This window comes from Longitalea luteola (genome assembly GCF_017356035.1).
Classification (GTDB): Bacteria; Bacteroidota; Bacteroidia; order Chitinophagales; family Chitinophagaceae; genus Niastella; species Niastella luteola.
This window is the reverse complement of sequence record NZ_JAFIQX010000002.1, coordinates 774,530-793,115: the sequence shown is the minus strand read 5'-3', so window position 1 is coordinate 793,115 and position 18,586 is coordinate 774,530. Positions and strand designations below refer to the sequence as shown.

Here is an 18,586-nt window from a genome sequence, read left to right as displayed (position 1 = left end):
CATGAAAAAATTTTTACTCATAATAGGTATAGTGATAGGCGCATCTTTTTCATCCTTTGCACAGGATGAAAAAGAGAGAGGCAACGGGAGCCGAATCGAGGCGTTGAAGATCGCGTATCTCACTAAAAAATTAAACCTGAGCACGGATGAGGCGCAACGGTTCTGGCCCATCTATAACGAGTATATGAACGAGATCAGGAAAACAAGAATAGATGCTCGTGCGAACAAGGAAGCAGAAATTCCTACTGAAGAAAAACTCTTGAATATTCGTAAGAAGTACAATGGGGAATTCAATAAGGCCCTGTCTTCTGAAAAAGTAAATACATTTTTCAAGGCCGAAAAAGAATTCGGAACTGTGTTGCAAAAGGAGCTGATGGAACGCCGGATGCAACGCATCGAGAACCGGAAAGCTTTAAGGCCCTAAGGCATTAAACTAGGTGTTTTTCATAGGTTAGCAATGGCCGGCTCTTTCCAGGGCAGGCCTCTTTTTTTTAATTGGCAATAGACAATGGGCATTAAGCAAAGCGCCTTTGCCACTTGCTTATTGCTTATTTATTTAAAACTCCCACGTAGGATTTTGTACATCATGATAGAACAGGAACTTCCATTTTTCCTGCTCGCCTTTCTCCCACCATTCCTGCCGAAGCTCCATACATTTCTTGCCATCATAATCATATTTGGCAATAAAGCGGCTGCGCATTTGTTGTAACTGTGGCGCATCATCGCCGCCAAAGAAAACGGTTTCACCGCCGTCAACGATCCAGTACACCTGGTGAAATTTACTGTGCGCTCCCGTGACCTCATATTTAATGTACCCGTCAATGACCCCGTTGCCATCGAGCCATTCTACCTGTGGGGCATTCTTTAAGCAATCCAGTTCTTCGGGTATATAAGAGGGAAATCCTTTCTCATACACGTACTCCATTTCTTTTTTCTGGATGTAATACCGGGCCTGTGGAAAGCTGAGCGTTCGTTCTGGGCCTGATCCTATAGCCACTCCGCCGGCATGATCTTTATGCAAATGCGTCATCAATACTTTGGTGATCTCACCGGGATTGATGCCATTATCCATTAAATTCTGGTGTAATTGTAAGCGGCCATGTTCATTGGTAAATCCCAGTCCGGTATCGAGCAACAGAACATCTTCTGAAGTAACAACAACAAAGGGTTGAATTTCTACCAGCAGGCTGCCCACCGGCCGTTGCTGCAGATCATCGGTACCTGTATCGAAAGGAACAAATTGTTTCGTTTTATCTATCGTGAACGTGCCTTCACTCAGGGGAATAACTTTCATGTTCTTGCTTGTTTAAAAACATATATGGCTCGCTTCCATTTCAATTAGCACATTAGCTGATTAGCACATTAGCCAATTATCTTAACACCATTTGCCTGTCTGCATCCAGCCGGACCAGAATGAACAGCATCGTAGAGAATGAGATCAGCGAGGTACCGCCATAACTTATGAACGGCAACGGAATACCGATCACCGGGGCCAGACCAATGGTCATACAAATGTTGATAGCAATATGGAAAAAGAAAACAGAGGCTACGCCATATGCATAACACCTGCTGAACACACTTCGTTGCCTTTCCGCAATATTCACTATCCGCAGCAGTAAAAAGATATAGATACCCAGCACGGCCACGCAGCCTATAAAGCCAAAGCCTTCGCCGATGGTACAAAAAATAAAATCGGTACGCTGCTCTGGAACAAAATCAAAGCGGGTTTGTGTCCCCTTCAAAAAACCACGTCCGGCAAAGCCGCCACTACCAATAGCGATCTTGCTTTGCCGTACGTTATAGTCGGTATCTTTTTTCACAGTCACCGGCTCATCGCCTTCTACGGTATTCAGTTTGGCGTACGGGTTCTCGCGGCCTATCAGCGAGAAGACGCGTTCAACCTGGTGCTTCTGCAACACTTTTGTAAATATAAAGGGCACGGCAAACCGCTGTACGCCTACGCAGCATGCCCATACCACCGCAACGATGATCACCAGTTCACGGCGCTGCCTGGTGAACCTCCAGCCAAAATAAATGGTAAGAATAGCGATGGCAGTTAATATAACGGCCAGCACGTTCTTATCTAACAACAAAGTGGCTACCACCAATACGGCCAGTGAAAAACCAACGATCAGGTACCCGGCAGGTAACCCTTCGCGGAACATCACCAGGAAGAAAGCCAGGAACACCAGGGCCAACCCGGTTTCTTTCTGTGCAACGGTGATCAATGCCGGCAGCATGAGAATGCCAGCCGCCATAAGGTGCGAGCTGGTTTTGGTAAAATCCGTTTCTACCCGCGACAGGTATTTCGCCAGCGCCAGGCACACAAACAACTTCATCAGTTCGGCTGGTTGCAAATTGAAACCGCCTAACTTGATGATGGATTCTGTACCCTTTACATTGGTATGAAAAGGAAATACCAGCAGCAATAGCAGTATACCGAACGCATACCAGATATTGGCCGTGGCCGTAAAGAATTTACTATCGGTGAGCAGAATAAATAAACCAAGTAATAAGGATGCTGCAAAAAAGATCAACTGCTTGCTATAATCTGTTTTGAAGTTCAGAAAACTGCGCAGCACGTCATCTCCTTCGCGATAAGTTACAGAGAATATACTCAGCAACCCGATCGCAACCAGGAGCAAATACAGCCAGATCAGGGTTGTATCAACCCCTTTTGAGATGGTAGGATTACGCTGGTTGTTCATGGATTACTTTTATCGGTCGTTGATCGTTTTGCATATAAATTCTAATTGATCTTCTGTTCTTACCTATTTCAAAACGGAAGCAGCAGGTAACGGAGCCGTTCTTTTTACCCCATTATGAGTAGGTAAATACTTCCTGATATAAGCGCTGTCCTTGGTAAGGTTAAACCATTTCCACGCCCTGGTAGAATCTGTTATAAATTGTACCCGTGGCAGATAGTCAGGCATAACGTTGGCCTCTGAGATCCGTTTCACTTCTGCCATCCGTTCCGTTCTTATGGAATCGGTAAGGTATTTCTCCATTATCAGTGACGCAATTGGTGCTGCCCAGGTAGCACCATACCCTGCGTTCTCTACTACCACTGCCACGCAGATCTTGGGATCTTCGCGGGGTGCAAAGCACACGAACATAGAGTTATCTTTCAACTGGATCACTTTGCCGTCGAGCCCCCGTTTGTTTTCGGCGGTACCTGTTTTTGCGCAAATATTAATACCCGGTATCTTGGCCACACGGGCGGTACCATGGTCAACCACGTCCTGCATACCCTGTTGCACAATGTCATAAACATCGTCGGGAATATGCGTTAAGACCTCATGCTTTTGCCGGTATTTTCTCAGCACCGTATCCTTCTCTGTTTCGTTTTCGATATTCTTGACAAAATGCGGAATATAGTAATACCCTCTGTTGGCAACTATAGCCATGGCGTTTGCCATCTGCAAGGGAGTAACGGTTAACTTATCCTGGCCAATACCCAGGGTGACCATCGTACAGGAGTTCCAGGAGCGACGATATTCTTTATCGTATTGGGTTGTATCGGGCACGTTACCGCCATCCTCACTGGGCAGGTCGATACCAATTTTATGCCCCATACCAAACGCATGCATATATTGTGTCCACTTTACTAATCCCGTGCGGGCACTGTGGTATGCGGGGTTATCTACTGTTTTCCTGAAAATATCGGAAAAGAAAGAGTTACATGAATGGGCTATTGATAAGCGCAGGTTCGACGAGTGGCCCGACCAATGTTCAAGACAACCCACTTTACGGGCACAGCCGTAGTAAGCACCTGTACACCCGATACCGCTTGCCGGTGTGATCACCCCTTCATCCAATGCGATCAATGCACCTATTGGTTTATAGGTTGAACCCGGCGGATACTGTCCTTTAATGGCCCGGTTCAATAACGGCGCCGAAACATCCAGCACCATTTTGGTATAGTTCTTTTGCTTATCGGGACCCGTTAACGAGTTGGGATCGAAATTGGGGCCTGAAGCCATGGCAAGAATGCCCCCGGTCTTGGGGTCGAGCGCTACCACGGAGCCTACTTTACCACTGATCAGTTTTTCAGCCAGCTCCTGCAGTTCAATATCAATATAAGTATGCAGGTTACGGCCACGAACAGCAGGGGTATCGAAGCGGCCTTTTTCGTAATTACCCACCAGGCGGTTCTTGTTGTCTTTCAACAGGAACTCCACCCCGCGCTGGCCCATCAGCACTCTTTCATAATAAGCCTCCAGACCGTTACGGCCAACATAGTCGCCCATATGGTAAAAGCCCCCCGAGCGTTTGATGATGTTGGAATCAGCCTCGCCAATATAGCCCATAATATGGGCTGCCGAATTGTAAGGATAGATCCGTACCGGACGTTCCACCAGGGCGAAACCCGGGAACTTCCAGATGTTCTCATCCAGGCGGGCCTGTAATTGCGGTTCTAACAGGTCTTCGAATATGGAAGGCCGATAAGGCCCGTTCTTTATACGTGCCTCCAGAATACGTTTTTTGAATTCCGCAGTGTCGATACCGAGTATTTCACATAAACCGAATGTATCCGTTTTCCGCGCCTCGTTGGGTACTACCACCAGGTCATACATGATGGTATTATTTAATATGGGCCGGTTCTTACGGTCATAAATGATTCCGCGGTCAGGATATTTTACCTTGGCAAACACCGCGTTATCCATAGCCAGTTGTTTGTACTTGCCCTGAATGACCTGAAGGTTGAATAACTGAACTATAATAACGAGGAAGAGTCCAAGGAATATCAGGCGAATTATATTACTTCTTGACTGATTAAATACAGACATAGGACTTAAAGTACATTACAGCACTAATTACCAAAGAAAAAATGAATAATTTATTGTAGACGAAGTTAAATCTTTTTTGCGCCGCGGGGCGGCAGGCCTAGGCTGTATTCGTCCGGAATTTCTCTTTCCGGAAGAACAGCAGTTCGGTAATAAGTATTAACATCAAACTGATGCCAGATGTTGCCAGCACTTTTCCTAAAAAGAACAGGAATGATCCAAATTGCAGCCATTCAAGCAATACGAGATAGGTGTGATGCAGCAGGGTTAACACAAGCACATATACAGCATAAGGGGCCCATCCCATACTTACCGGGGATGGAGATCGATAGTTCTGCTCGGCGCCTTCCTGGGGTATAAGAATATTTACGACAAAGGCCCGCAGGTAAGCGATGAGGGTGCAGGCCGCAGCATGCAAACCGGGCGTTTGGGTGAAATAATCCAAGGTAAGGCCAAATAAAAAGCTTACGAGCATCAGGCTCATTCTACCCATGCTGAAGGGCAGCCAGAGTACATACAGGTAATAAATATACGGTACTACAAACTCGTGCAGGGGTCGAATCTGGAACAGTACATAATACTGTACCAGAATAAACAATACATACCGGATCATATTTCGTACCAGGTCACTCATTGGTTTATTTTATTGGTTTCTTCTTCCAGCTTGGCCTGCTCGTCTTTCATCAGATTTTCAACAACCATTACATACTGCACATTAAAGAAGTTGGTAGCCGGTTTTAACCGTAATGTATAAAAGCTGCTCGTTTTATCGTCAATTATATCCATTACAGTGCCAACAAGTATGCCCTGCGGAAAACGGTAAGAAGCATATTGACTGGTAACCACTGAATCGCCTTTTGCCACCTGGGCGCTTTTAGGAATGTTCTTGAGGGTTACATATAACGGACTGTTTCCATCCCAAAACACCTGCCCGGTCTCCCCGGTTTTTTTAAGACTGGCGTAAACTTTCGACTGGCGATGTAACAGACTCATTACCACGGCATAATTGCTGCTGGTATTGATCACTACACCTACTACCCCCGATGGGCTGATGACCCCCATATTCCGATGAATGCCCTGTTTTTCGCCCCTGTTGATGGTAAGGGTGTTATTGGGCAGGCTAACGGTGTTGTTAACCACCCGGGCGCTGCGGTACAGGTATTTGCGATAATGCCCCAGCGTATCATATGGGATGGTGTCCTGTACTAATTTTTGCGTTGTATCGGGGCGTTCAAAGTTGGTAAGCAGCCTGTTACGTAATTCCTCGTTTTCCTTGGCGAGGGCGTCGTTGGTCTTTTTCAGGTGAAAGTAATAGGTAATGTTGTTATATCTGCCACCTATGCTGCCCGTTAATTCATTGGCTACGCCTGAAAAAACAGCTTCATGGAACTTGTTATAGTGAAAAAGGATGTACAGGGCCGCAATCTGCAGCACCACGAAGAATACAAAATTGAAGTACCTCCTGATGAAGAGAAAAATATTACGCACCTGCAGAAAATTTTGAATTCAAAATCCGGTCTGGTTATCTATACAGGATTTTACAATATAGAAAGAAAATACAACCAACTACCGCATTACAAATGGATAGCGGTCATAGTTCTTCAGTGCCAGGCCGGTACCGCGTACAACACTTTTTAACGGATCGTCAGCCACGTGCACAGGTAATTTGATTTTTTGGCTTAAGCGTTTATCCAGTCCGCGCAGCAGGGCTCCGCCGCCGGTAAGGTATAAACCGCGCCTGTAAATATCAGCAGCCAACTCGGGCGGGGTCATTTCAAGCGCTTTCAGGATCGCTTCTTCGATCTTAAAGATGCTTTTATCGAGCGCTTCGGCTATTTCCTGGTAGCTAACCATGATCTGCTTGGGGATACCGGTTACCAGGTCACGACCGTTTACAGGGATATCATCGGGTGGGTTATCCAGGTCTTTCATGGCCGCACCAATGTTTATTTTTATCTGCTCGGCAGTACGTTCACCGATCAGCAAGCTATGATAGCGGCGCAGGGCTTCCATAATGTCGGCGGTAAATTCATCACCGGCGATACGGATACTCTGATCACAAACGATCCCGGCCAGGGCGATCACGGTGATTCCCGTTGTACCGCCACCGATGTCAATGATCATGTTACCAACCGGCTCTTCTACGTCGATGCCAATACCAAGGGCTGCTGCCATGGGCTCGTGCAACAGGTAAACCTCTTTGGCGCCGGCTTGCTCGGCACTATCGCGTACCGCTCTTTTTTCAACCTCTGTAATGCTGGAAGGGATACAGATCATCATCCGCCAGCTTGGGGGGAACAAAGGCTTCTTGGGATAGATCATTTTGATCATTTCCCGGATCATTAATTCAGCCGCGTTAAAATCGGCGATCACTCCGTCCTTCAGGGGGCGCACCGTGCGGATGCTCTCATGGGTCTTTTCATGCATCATCAAAGCCCGTTTCCCTACCGCCAGAACCGTTTTGGGGTTATTACGGTCCAGCGCAACAATACTCGGTTCATTCACCACTACTTCGTCATTATGTATGATTAGGGTATTGGCAGTGCCCAGATCGATGGCAATCTCCTGGGTGAAAAAGTTGAATAAGCCCATTTAGAAGGTCAGATTTTGGATTGAATATAATGCATGCAAAATTGAAGCAAATAATTCGAATTAACAAAGCACAACCTTTACAGGATCAAGTATTTTTTTTCTGGTACAAAATTCGCTTATCGTTGCTACTATTATCCGCTACAGTTCTGGCGCGGAAGGCTGTGTATTGCTATTCTGAATTATATCTTATCCTGCATTTTTGTACCTCGTTGTACCGCACAAACACGCGGGAAAAGTTATGAAACTAACGTTATACCGAAACGTTAATTGTTGGCTATACTTTAAATAGTTTACAACCTGCTTTTTCATACTGGTTGATCATATCATTTTCCCGGAAAACCACCTTAAGTTACCGACCACTTTTTTACTAACTTACTTATTTCCGCCGTATAATTTACATGCTGTCGCCATGCGTATTATTACCCGAACCGTGTGGATTTTGTCATTGGTAAGCTGCTTCGCAGATATTGCCAGTGAAATGCTGTATCCCGTGATACCACTGTATTTGCAGCAGATCGGCTTCAGCGTGGTATGGATCGGATTGCTGGAAGGTGTGGCCGGCTTTACTGCCGGCATCAGCAAAGGTTACTTCGGGAAACTTAGCGATGAAAAAGGCCTGCGCCTGCCGTTTGTGAAAACCGGTTATTTCTTCAGCGCCCTCTCCAAGCCAATGATGGCTGTGCCAATAACTATCGGCTCCATCAAATTGTGGATATTTTTCGCGCGCACCCTCGACCGCCTGGGCAAAGGCATACGTACAGCAGCCCGCGATGCGCTTTTATCAAAAGAAGCAACCCGCGAAACCAAGGCCAGGATCTTTGGCTTTCATCGTGGCCTTGATACGTTCGGCGCGGTACTGGGACCTGCTTTTGCCCTTGCCTGGCTGTATTATCATCCGGGCAGTTACACGAACATTTTTTACCTGGCTTTTATTCCCGGATCGATCTCGGTTTTACTCATCTTTTTATTGCGCGAAAAGAAACAGCCCGTCAGCACCATGGCCGCCGGCCATTTCTTTTCCTATTTCTCTTACTGGAAAATAGCCACGCAGGGATATAAGCGATTGGTGGCTGCGCTTACCCTGTTTGCGATCGCCAACAGCTCTGATGTTTTCCTGCTCTTAAAAGCCAGAGAGATCAGTAAAAACGACAACACCGCCATCTTTGCCTATATCCTCTACAACGTAGTGTATGCTGCCAGCGCCTACCCTATGGGTATACTGGCCGATAAACTGGGTAAGAAAAAAGTATTCCTGGCCGGAATCGCCCTGTTTGCCTTAGTGTATGGCGGGTTTGCATTTATTGATTCCACACCCATGGTGTATATGTTGTTTGTATTGTACGGCCTGTATGCAGCCGCCACTGAGGGTATTGCCAAAGCATGGATCTCAAATATAGCCCATGATCAAAATACCGCCACCGCCATCGGGTTTTACACTTCTATGGAAAGCGTGAGCAGCCTGCTCGCCAGCTTTATGGCTGGGGCCTTATGGAGTATTGTTGGAAGTGGGTTCGTGTTCTTCTTTTCGGCCTTCTTAACCCTTGTTGTTATATCATTTATGGGGAGGATTCGGGAGAAATGAGTTACAGGTTTCAAGTTACAGGTTACAAGGATCCCTGAAACTTGTAACCTGTAACCTGGAACGCGCTTCTATCCCACAAATCCCAGTCGCTTTTCCATTTCCGGACTAAGCACCGGCAATTTTTTTCTTTCGATCAGGAAACTGGTCAGGCGGGCTATTTCAGCGAAAATATAATGTTTGTCAAGGGCTCCTTTCAGATAATCGCGGCCGGTGCTGCCACCGGTGCCTATACGGGTGCCTATCATACGATGTACCATGTTCATGTGCCGGTATCGCCAGGTACTCAATTGTTCGTCTATTTCCAGCAAGGCATTCAGCAGCTGAAATGGCAACTGCAGAATAGGATATCCCCGGTATAACATAATAAACAGCGCTGCGCGGCTCGCCCGGGGCGATAGATGCCGCTCGGCCGCTCCCTGGCCGCCCTGGGGGGAGTGGGATTCATCTGAAAACACCAGATCAAAGTATTGCACATTGGTTTGCTCGGCTTCTGCAAGTCCGCCAGAGTAGATATTACGGTAATCGGTCCAGAAAGGTGACCGGCCGCCTTCCCACTCCTCCAACGCCGGAACGGTTGTAACCGCTTTGAAATTCCGCCAGTTATCTGTTTCCTCAAAGAAAGGCATCCGTTCAAGCCAGGCATTGAGCAGTTCGATGAATGACTTTTCGCTTTCCACTTTACGGATGACATCGATCTGTTCCTGCCGCAACTGGGATATATAATACTCCTGGCCATGGCGATGCTGGTATTTCAGGCCCAGCTTTGCTTCAACCAGTTTGAACTGCCAGCTCTGGAAACCCGATGCCGGGCGCAACATATCCCTGAAATCGAGGAAATCCATAGGCGTCATGGTTTCCATGATATCGATCTGATGCACCGCTACCTTCAAAATGGTTACCATGCGGTTTAACCGATGCACCACCGTTTGCAGTTCGGGCGAATTATCGTTGACGGGGTTTTGCATGATGCCCGCCACCGAGTCAATTTCATAAAGCAATTGCTTAAACCACAGTTCGTATGCCTGATGAATGATAATGAACAACATTTCATCATGGGCATGTTGCTGCAGCAGATCGCTTTCTAATGTTTGTGCATTGAGTATTTTCTCTAATTGCAGATAATCACTGTAGTGTACTTGTTTTTGCATCAAAACAATTTTTAGGCATTCCTACTGACGCTTAACGCTGAACGCTAAATACACCTTATTTCCGGGTCTTGCGTTCCGCGTTCGGCGTTGAGCGTTCTGCGTTTTATTCAAATTCAAACCCGATATCCTGGCGGAAATACATGCCCTCGAATGACAGCTGGTGCAGCACTTCCTTTGATTTAACCACGGCTGAGCTAACTGTGTTACCATAAGAAGTTACCGCCAGTACGCGGCCGCCACTGGTAACAACCTTGCCATCTTTTTCGGCAGTGCCTGCATGAAAGATCAGGCTGTCGGCTGGCAGTGGTTTATTCAAACCTTCAATAACAAATCCTTTTTCATAGTTGCCGGGATAACCGCCACTCACGGCCATTACGGTACAGGCATACCGTTTTTCCTGTTCGATCTTGCTATTTTTAAGTGTACCGTTGCCGGCGGCAGTGAACAGTTCCACCAGGTCGTTTTTCAGGCGGGGCATTACGACTTCGGTCTCCGGGTCGCCCATGCGGCAATTATATTCAATAACATACGGTTCTTCGCCCACCTTAATAAGGCCGAAGAATATGAACCCGGTGTAATCAATGCCTTCTTTCTCCAACCCGCGAACCGTAGGTTTTATTACCCGCTCTTCTACTTTTTGCATAAAGGCGGCATCGGCAAACGGAACGGGACTTACCGCGCCCATACCGCCGGTGTTCAGTCCGGTATCGCCCATGCCGATCCGTTTATAATCCTTAGCTTCGGGCAGTATCACATAATCGCTGCCATTGGTAAGCACAAACACACTGAGTTCGATCCCATTTAAAAACTCCTCTACCACCACTTTCCTGCTGGCTTCACCAAACTTGCTGTGTTGCAGCATCAGTTCGTATTCGGCAACCGCTTCAATATGCGACTGGCAAATGAGCACCCCTTTGCCGGCAGCCAAACCATCGGCCTTTAATACAATAGGTAATGCATGTTGCTGCAAATACGGTATACCTTCTTCATAGTTCCTTTCATCAAACTCGCGGTAGGCGGCGGTTGGAATGCCATGCCGCATCATGAATTTTTTAGCAAAGGCCTTGCTGCCTTCGAGTTGGGCGCCATATTGCGAAGGACCGATCACCAGCACTTTGCGGCCCAGCTGTTCGTCTTTCTTAAAGAAATCGGTTACGCCTTTCACCAGTGGTTCCTCGGGCCCTACCACCAATAAGGTAATTTCCTTGTCCAGTACAAATTGTTTGATAGCACCAAAATCGGTGATCGATAAATTTACATTGGTACCATACTGCGACGTTCCGGCGTTACCCGGCGCAATAAACAGCTGATCACATTGTTTGCTTTGTGCAAGCTTCCAGGCCAGAGCATGTTCACGGCCACCAGAACCTAAGAGTAAAATATTCATGATTAATAAGTGAAGTAGTTTTGCCGCGGCGAATTTCGGTATTCAGGGGGGATTAATGAATTTTAATTCTATACGTACAAAATAAACCGGATGTATCGGGCTGCTTTACCTCCTGGTTACCTCTTGTTTACCTCGCCATTTCACAATATATTGATTTGCAATAGCGCATAAATTATGGCTTTACCTCCTGGTTACCTTTTCTTTACCCCTGTCTTAGGTATTCTTCGGGTATTCTTTACCTCCTCTTCTCCTTTTCATTACCTCCGGGTTACTTTTTCATCTCCCCTGGTTCTGGTTGCCTGTTGGTTAGGGTAATATTGCCTTTACCTTTTCATCTCCTTTTGGTAACCTAAGGGGTAAAGGAAAGGTAAACCTAACCAAACCCTGACCAAACCACAACCAAACCACAACCTAACGGAAGTACAGCTGCGCAGATCCAAAGAAATTGGGCAATAAAAGCTCTTAAGAAAATGCTAAAATTGGCTAAACCACCGAACATTCTCTTTTTAGCCATATAAAATTAATCGCTATTTTGGGCCGTTAAATACTGCTCACGATTGCTTGATTAAAAACAAAAATTACATGTTTGTATGGCTCAGACTGCTACAATTAACCCCGATGTAATCGCTAACGAAGTAAATGTGCCTTCAAAAGGGCATCCCAAAGGCTTGGGCGTTTTATTTGCCACCGAAATGTGGGAACGGTTCAACTTCTACGGGATGCGAACCGTACTGGCGCTGTTTCTGTCCCAGGCCCTTTTGATGGGAGAGGAAAGCGCTTCCATTATTTATGGTGGCTATCTGGGCCTCTGTTACCTCACCCCTATGCTGGGCGGTTATATTTCCGACAAATACCTGGGCAACCGGAACTGTATCTTATTAGGTGGTGCTATTCTGGCTATCGGTCAGCTCGTGCTTTTTGCCAGCGCCAGTGTCTTTGGGTCGAACCTCGAAACAGCAAAGACCCTCATGTGGACCTCCCTGGGTTTACAGATCTTCGGGAACGGTTTCTTTAAACCGAACATCTCTTCCATGGTGGGTCAGCTGTACCCAAAACATGAAAAAAGCAAACTAGATTCAGCGTTCACTATCTTTTATATGGGTATCAACCTCGGCGCGATCCTCGGCCAGTTTATTTGTCCGCTGGTGGGCGACGTGGTGCATACCGTTAAACAATCTGATGGCACCGCAAAGGTGATCCGTGACCTTACTGCCTTCAAATGGGGATTCCTGGCGGCCAGTATTGCCATGATGCTGGGCACCATCATCTTCTTCTTTCTGAAAAATAAATACGTAGTTACGCCAACGGGTGAACCTATTGGCGCCAGACCCGACAAAAACGCTGTTCATGAAGGTGAAGCCTCCCAGGCCAAATTCAGCACTACGTCGGTAGTATTGCTTTTCGGCTTACTGGTGATCTTCTATTTTTCTATTCAATACTTATCATGGGATAGCATAAAGTATCCGCTGGTGAGCACGGAAGGTGGTTCAACCATCGGCGCTTATTTCAAGGCGCTCGGCCTGTCGCCTATTAAAACTTATGTATATCCTTTTATATACGCAGCCGGGTTAAGTCTGGCCATCTTTATCTTAACCGATAAATCGCTTACCAGGGTTGAAACCCAACGGATATTGGTACTATACGTGGTTGCATTCTTTGTGATCTTCTTTTGGTCGGCTTTTGAACAGAGCGGCTCCTCGCTTACCTTCATTGCCGACAAACAAACCGACACGCGTATTTTTGGCTGGGCAATGCCGCCAAGTATGGTACAAATCTTCAACGGCTTGTTTGTGGTGTTATTCGCCATCCCTTTCAGCATCATGTGGCTGAAACTACAGCGCAGAGGGCTGGAACCAATTTCTACGGTCAAACAGTCCATTGGTCTTTTACTGATCGGATTGGGTTATTTTATTATCGCCACCCAGGTGAAGGGACTACAAACTTCTGACAAGATCGGCATCATCTGGCTGATCATTTTATACCTGCTGCATACCTGGGGTGAATTGTGTTTATCACCCATTGGTTTATCGCTGGTTGCCAAACTGGCGCCCAAACGTTTTGGTTCTTTATTGATGGGTGTTTGGTTCCTGGGCAACGCGGCCGGTTATGCATTGACCGGAACGCTGGGCGCCCTGTTACCACCGACTGGCGACAAATACGAAACAGCTGCTGAAAAAGGCATCAATTTACAGGGCATTCTCGATAAAACCATTCAGCCTACCAGTGAACAACTGGCATTTTTGGCTGAGAAAAAGATCCCGGTTACTTACCCTACTTTTGCCGGGTTTACCATTCATAACCTGTATGAATTCTTCATGGTATTTGTAATTCTTTGCGGTGCGGCCGCCGCCCTGTTATATGCGTTAACGCCGTTGCTGAAGAAGATGATGCATGGGGTTAGGTAAAGTTGACTAGTTGATAAGTTGACTGGTTGATAAGGGAATCACAAGCTTAAAAGCCTGCGACTGTTCGCATACTTTAAAAAATTTAAATAGTTGATAAATACGAAAAGTCATCCGGATGATCCGGATGACTTTTCTATAAGTAAGTATTTCTAATTATCGGGACTTTGCCATTGTGCGTGAGTTTTGAAATTGCCAACTGGTTAACTCACCAACTGCGCATTGCGCCCTAGTTCATTTTAAACGGAACGATCATTTCGAATACCGGAATATTTACATCAAACGAAGTTTTATTCAGCAGGTTCTCCATCAGGTAGGTGCCATGCATTTTACCCATTTCGCTGCGCAGGTTGCAACCACTTACATATTGATAACGTTCGCCAGGTTGCAGCGTGGGTTGAACACCTACCACGCCTTCTCCTTCCACCTCGCGGTTGGTGCCATTGCTGTCGATGATATACCAGTGACGGCGATGCAGTTTAACCGGAAAGTTATTGTGGTTTTCAATAGTTATCCGATAGGCAAACATATATTCTCCCGATACAGGGTTGGAATAATCGGGCTGGTAAAACGTTTCGACACTTATTTCAATGCCTTCGGAAATCTTTGAAACCATTACGCTATCAGTTTGGAATTTAAAGATAGTCAAAAATAAAAGCCAGCCATAGCAATTATTCACGTTTTAATATGAATTGTGGGGTTTATAGCTAATTTTGCCCCGGATTTATTCACATCGGCCAGAAATTAATATCATAATATGGAACTTTTGCGATAACCAATTCATTATTAACATGTAATAATTTCATGGTTATTGCGACCAGTTAGCATGGCTTTAATTGTAAAAACAAAAACTAAATACACATGAAAATTGCAGTGGCTAAAGGCGACGGCATAGGACCCGAGATCATGAGTGCCGTTTTAAAAATTTTTGATGCCAATAAAGTGCCCCTTGAATACGAAATGGTAGATATGGGCAAATGGGTATTCGATAAAGGTTTTTCTAATGGTATGACGCCCGAAGCCCAGCAAACCATTGAGCGGCTCGGTATATTGTTCAAAGGCCCCATGGAAACGCCTAAAGGCAAGGGTGTTAAAAGCGTAAACGTTACTGCCCGCAAAACCTGGAATACCTACGCCAACAAACGCGTTTTTCAAACCCTGCACGGTGTTGATACGGTTTTCTCAAAAGCAGGCATTCCCATCGACATTACAGTAGTTCGTGAAAATATTGAAGATACATACGGTGGCATTGAACATATGCTTACACACGACGTGGCATTGAGCCGCCGCTTCATTACCCGCCCGGGTAGTTTACAGGTGATCAGGTATGCATTTGAAATGGCCCGCCAGAAGAATGCCCGCCGCATAACCTGTGGTCATAAGGCAAACATCATGAAAATTACCGATGGACTGTTCCTGGAATGTTTTTATGAAGTAGCGAAAGAATATCCTGAATTAAAAGCAGATGATATCATCGTTGATGACCTGTGTATGAAACTGGTTACCCGCCCCGATACCTTTGATGTGGTGGTGTTGACCAACCTGCAGGGCGACATCGTATCTGACCTCTGTGCGGGCCTGGTAGGCGGATTGGGATTTGCGCCCAGCGCCAACATCGGCGATCACATTTGTATTTTCGAAGCGGTGCATGGTACGGCGCCAGATATCGCCGGTAAAAACATTGCCAACCCGACCGCATTGTTATTAAGTGGCTTTGCTATGCTTCGTCACCTGGGCCTTACAGAAAATGCAGCTGTGATCGAAAATGCACTGCTGTATACGCTAGAGCAGGGCATACACACCGGTGATTTCGGCGATAAAACCAAGCCAAGCCTTAATACCACCCAGTTTGCCGATGCCATCATCAGCAACTTTGGTAAAACGCCTGAGCTGAACGCCAAGGAATTATTAGCCAATAAACCGGGCACGCCTACACCTTTGAAGCTTGAAAGGAATACCATGCTGGAGTCGAAAGAAATTGAGAATGAAAAGATCATCGGTGTTGATATGTTCATTGAAAGTAATGAGCAGCCAGACGCTATTGCTAAAAAATGCCAGCGTCATGCGGGCGTGAAATTCAACCTCATTAACATCAGCAACCGGGGTACCCAGGTATGGCCTACCGGATCTGTTTACACGAACCTGGTGAACCAATACAATGTGCGTTTCGAAAGCATTGATAATTATCCGCTGAACCAGCAGGATGTAATAGGCCTGTATGTTAGTTTAAGTGGTGACTTCAAGATCGCTTCTCTTGAATTACTGAACATGTGGGGTGATAAGAAATCGTATAGTTCTGCGGCCGGACAGTAATCAATAGGCAACAGGCAATAGACAATACACAACAGACAAAGGACAACAGGCAATTGACAATAAGCAAAAGGATCGCGACATTAGAAATGTGGCGATCCTTTTGCATTATATAAAGCCTATAAAAAAACTTAACTTAAAATATTATAATCATCCATAGAAAAAACAGGAGTACCATACCTGAGACAGAGAGCAATAATGATCTTTGTGCACTTTGCTTTTTATTTATATTATCTTCTTTATTACTGACTCTTAGCAATTTTAAGGAGATCACCATATACATTACCAAAAAGCCGAATAACACAAGCATGATCAGCGTGAAGATCACGCCTAAATAAAAAAGAAAAATCTCGAACATGTGTAGGGATTAGGGTTTACGATATTGTCAATTGTCCATTGCTTATTGCCTATTGACTCAGCCCGCTTTCTTACTATTCTTATATCCATTCTTCAACAACCACTGCATTACTTTCTCGCGCTGATCGCCCTGGATGATTATTTCCCCATCCTTGGCCGAACCGCCGGTGCCGCAATAATTCTTCAGCTTTTTGCCCAGGTCTTCCAGGTCATCAGTGGTACCAATAAAACCGGTGATCAATGTAACTGCTTTACCAGCGCGTTGTTTGGTATCTAACCATACCCGCAATTTCTGGTGCTCGGGCGCCAGGGTTTGCACAGCGTTCTGCTCTTCTTCAAATTTGAAATTCGGATCGGTACTGTATACGAAACCCCGGTTATCAGATTTATTCTTTTTGCTCATCGCTTCATTACTTTTTTGAGTTGGTCAGTGGTCAGTGGTCAATGGTCAATGGTCAATGGTGAATGGTGAATGGTCAATGGTGAATAGCTCAAAATTTGAAGTTAATAACTGAGGCGCTGCACAATTATCATATCGATCGCCTTCGCAATTGCCATTAAACAATCACAGCCTTAAGACTTAGATCCAAGCTCGCCGCCTGGTGAATAAGCGCCCCAACACTTACATAATCTACGCCGGTGGCGGCAAAATCGGTAATATTATCCAGCGTAATGCCGCCGCTGGCTTCTGTTTCAAACCGATTGTTTATTATTTTCAAAGCCTGTGAAAGCATCTCCGGCGTAAAGTTATCCAGCATAATGCGGTCTACCTTACCAAACGCTACTACTTTCTTTACATCATCGAGGCTGCGGGTTTCCACTTCAATTTTCAGCCCGGGCTTAACCTCCTTTACATAGGTATAAGCTCTTTCAATGGCCTTCTCCAACCCGCCGCAATAATCGATGTGGTTATCTTTCAGCATGATCATATCGTACAACCCCATGCGGTGGTTATGGCCGCCGCCGATGCGTACAGCTTCTTTTTCGAGTAAACGAAAACCGGGCGTTGTTTTACGGGTATCCAGCAAACGGGTGGCATATCCTTTTAGCCGGTCGGTATAAGAACGGGTAAGGGTGGCAATACCGCTCATCCGCTGCATACAGTTCAACACCAGCCGTTCGCATTGCAGTATGGTATGAATGGAAGCGATCACTTCAAAAGCGTTTTCACCTGCTTCCATATAATCGCCGTCTTTTTTAAAAGCGATAAAACGGGCGGAAGGCTCCTTGTATCTGAAAATAGCATCAGCCACCTGCATACCGGCTATGGTGCCTGACTGCTTGATCTTTAACACAGCTTTACCTTTTGCATCTGCAGGAATAACTGACAGGGTTGAATGATCGCCATCGCCGATATCTTCCTGCAAGGCAGATTCAATTAAATGATGGAGCTGTTCATTGAATGTAAGCATACCACAAAGGTAATCAATTGGCAATGCCCGACCGCCTGAAAGTCGTTCGGGCGCGGCAATACGCAATGGGCAAAAAATCACTTAGGCACCAGGTTTACCCGGTACCTCACACATAAGACGTTTTTCCCTGGCCTGTTGCTGATTGCCAATGGTCTGATGCCTGTTGATCCTACTCCATGATCTCAAATCCGAGCTCCTGAACAACCTGCTGGTCGCCCTTTTGCTTCATAAAGAATTTTGTGCGGAAGTTGCCATTTTTGGTTTGCAGTAAACCGATGCAGAACTGGGAACCATTTTGCTCCCCTTTATGTTTCACTACGAAGTTCTTTACAGTGTTGTTGGCAAAAAAGTCTTTTAAGATCATTTCAGCCTGGCTTTTGCTGTAATTGTCGCTTTTACCCGGCAGAGAAAGATCCACCCGGTTATCAAAATACTTAGATAATTGGGTGGCGTTGCCGGTTTTCATAGCAGCTACTACGTCGTCAATAGAATAAAGGGGTGAAAATGACACCAGGACCAGCGAAATGGCTGCTATCGCAAATCCCAGATACTTTTTCATAAATGTGCAATTTTTACTTTTCACCGCTAAATTCGCTAAAAATATGCCAA

At 45.8% G+C, this 18,586-nt stretch carries 16 protein-coding genes; 4 read left to right on the top strand and 12 right to left on the bottom strand.

The features are described from left to right. Nucleotide 1: 1 nt before the first annotated feature. Complete coding sequence (locus JUB15_RS07530; RefSeq protein WP_207511848.1) at nt 2-424, top strand: hypothetical protein; 423 nt, start codon at nt 2-4, stop codon at nt 422-424. A 132-nt stretch (nt 425-556) separates the two neighbouring features. Here the strand turns inward: JUB15_RS07530 and JUB15_RS07525 are convergent, their stop codons facing one another. From JUB15_RS07525 to JUB15_RS07500, 6 genes are all read right to left on the bottom strand, one after another. Further along, a complete protein-coding gene (locus tag JUB15_RS07525) occupies nt 557-1,294 on the bottom strand; it encodes an MBL fold metallo-hydrolase (protein ID WP_207511847.1) in 738 nt (245 codons plus the stop codon). 76 nt (nt 1,295-1,370) lie between these two features. Then, nucleotides 1,371-2,708: a rod shape-determining protein RodA gene (gene rodA, locus JUB15_RS07520; RefSeq protein WP_207511846.1), complete on the bottom strand. Its 1,338-nt coding sequence runs from the start codon at nt 2,706-2,708 to the stop codon at nt 1,371-1,373. 63 nt (nt 2,709-2,771) lie between these two features. Beyond that, complete coding sequence (gene mrdA, locus JUB15_RS07515) at nt 2,772-4,790, bottom strand: penicillin-binding protein 2 (protein WP_207511845.1); 2,019 nt, start codon at nt 4,788-4,790, stop codon at nt 2,772-2,774. Between the two features lie 97 nt (nt 4,791-4,887). Continuing rightward, a complete protein-coding gene (locus JUB15_RS07510) occupies nt 4,888-5,421 on the bottom strand; it encodes a rod shape-determining protein MreD (protein ID WP_207511844.1) in 534 nt (177 codons plus the stop codon). Next, nucleotides 5,418-6,275 carry a rod shape-determining protein MreC gene (gene mreC / locus JUB15_RS07505; RefSeq protein ID WP_207511843.1) on the bottom strand — a complete coding sequence of 286 codons (858 nt, stop codon included), beginning with the start codon at nt 6,273-6,275 and terminating at the stop codon, nt 5,418-5,420. The genes JUB15_RS07510 and mreC overlap by 4 nt, the downstream gene beginning before the upstream one ends. Before the next feature lie 78 nt (nt 6,276-6,353). Further along, the gene (locus tag JUB15_RS07500) at nt 6,354-7,379 is read right to left on the bottom strand and encodes a rod shape-determining protein (RefSeq protein WP_014223005.1); all 1,026 of its coding nucleotides are present in this window, start codon (nt 7,377-7,379) and stop codon (nt 6,354-6,356) included. A 409-nt stretch (nt 7,380-7,788) separates the two neighbouring features. Between JUB15_RS07500 and JUB15_RS07495 the strand changes: the two genes are divergently transcribed. Further along, complete coding sequence (locus JUB15_RS07495; protein WP_207511842.1) at nt 7,789-8,961, top strand: MFS transporter; 1,173 nt, start codon at nt 7,789-7,791, stop codon at nt 8,959-8,961. Between the two features lie 68 nt (nt 8,962-9,029). Here the strand turns inward: JUB15_RS07495 and JUB15_RS07490 are convergent, their stop codons facing one another. Next, entirely contained in the window at nt 9,030-10,109 is a 1,080-nt protein-coding gene (locus tag JUB15_RS07490; protein ID WP_207511841.1) for a tryptophan 2,3-dioxygenase family protein, read from the bottom strand. Nucleotides 10,110-10,212: 103 nt separating this feature from the next. Then, nucleotides 10,213-11,496, bottom strand: a complete 1,284-nt coding sequence (gene purD / locus JUB15_RS07485) for a phosphoribosylamine--glycine ligase (RefSeq protein WP_207511840.1) — start codon at nt 11,494-11,496, stop codon at nt 10,213-10,215. Nucleotides 11,497-12,086: 590 nt separating this feature from the next. On the opposite strand from purD, the gene JUB15_RS07480 reads away from it, so the two are divergent. Continuing rightward, nucleotides 12,087-13,901: a peptide MFS transporter gene (locus JUB15_RS07480; protein WP_207511839.1), complete on the top strand. Its 1,815-nt coding sequence runs from the start codon at nt 12,087-12,089 to the stop codon at nt 13,899-13,901. Nucleotides 13,902-14,127: 226 nt separating this feature from the next. Here the strand turns inward: JUB15_RS07480 and apaG are convergent, their stop codons facing one another. After that, nucleotides 14,128-14,514 carry a Co2+/Mg2+ efflux facilitator ApaG/CorD gene (gene apaG, locus JUB15_RS07475; protein WP_081170573.1) on the bottom strand — a complete coding sequence of 129 codons (387 nt, stop codon included), beginning with the start codon at nt 14,512-14,514 and terminating at the stop codon, nt 14,128-14,130. A gap of 245 nt (nt 14,515-14,759) precedes the next feature. On the opposite strand from apaG, the gene JUB15_RS07470 reads away from it, so the two are divergent. Continuing rightward, nucleotides 14,760-16,211 (top strand): NADP-dependent isocitrate dehydrogenase, encoded by a 1,452-nt coding sequence (locus JUB15_RS07470; protein ID WP_207511838.1) that lies wholly within the window; start codon nt 14,760-14,762, stop codon nt 16,209-16,211. Between the two features lie 412 nt (nt 16,212-16,623). Here the strand turns inward: JUB15_RS07470 and JUB15_RS07465 are convergent, their stop codons facing one another. The 3 genes from JUB15_RS07465 to JUB15_RS07455 all read right to left on the bottom strand — a co-directional run bounded on the left by JUB15_RS07465 (nt 16,624) and on the right by JUB15_RS07455 (nt 18,536). Continuing rightward, a complete protein-coding gene (locus JUB15_RS07465) occupies nt 16,624-16,968 on the bottom strand; it encodes a translation initiation factor (protein WP_207511837.1) in 345 nt (114 codons plus the stop codon). Nucleotides 16,969-17,122: 154 nt separating this feature from the next. Further along, the gene (nadC, locus tag JUB15_RS07460; RefSeq protein WP_207511836.1) at nt 17,123-17,977 is read right to left on the bottom strand and encodes a carboxylating nicotinate-nucleotide diphosphorylase; all 855 of its coding nucleotides are present in this window, start codon (nt 17,975-17,977) and stop codon (nt 17,123-17,125) included. 169 nt (nt 17,978-18,146) lie between these two features. Further along, the gene (locus JUB15_RS07455; RefSeq protein ID WP_207511835.1) at nt 18,147-18,536 is read right to left on the bottom strand and encodes a DUF4783 domain-containing protein; all 390 of its coding nucleotides are present in this window, start codon (nt 18,534-18,536) and stop codon (nt 18,147-18,149) included. Nucleotides 18,537-18,586 lie beyond the last annotated feature (50 nt).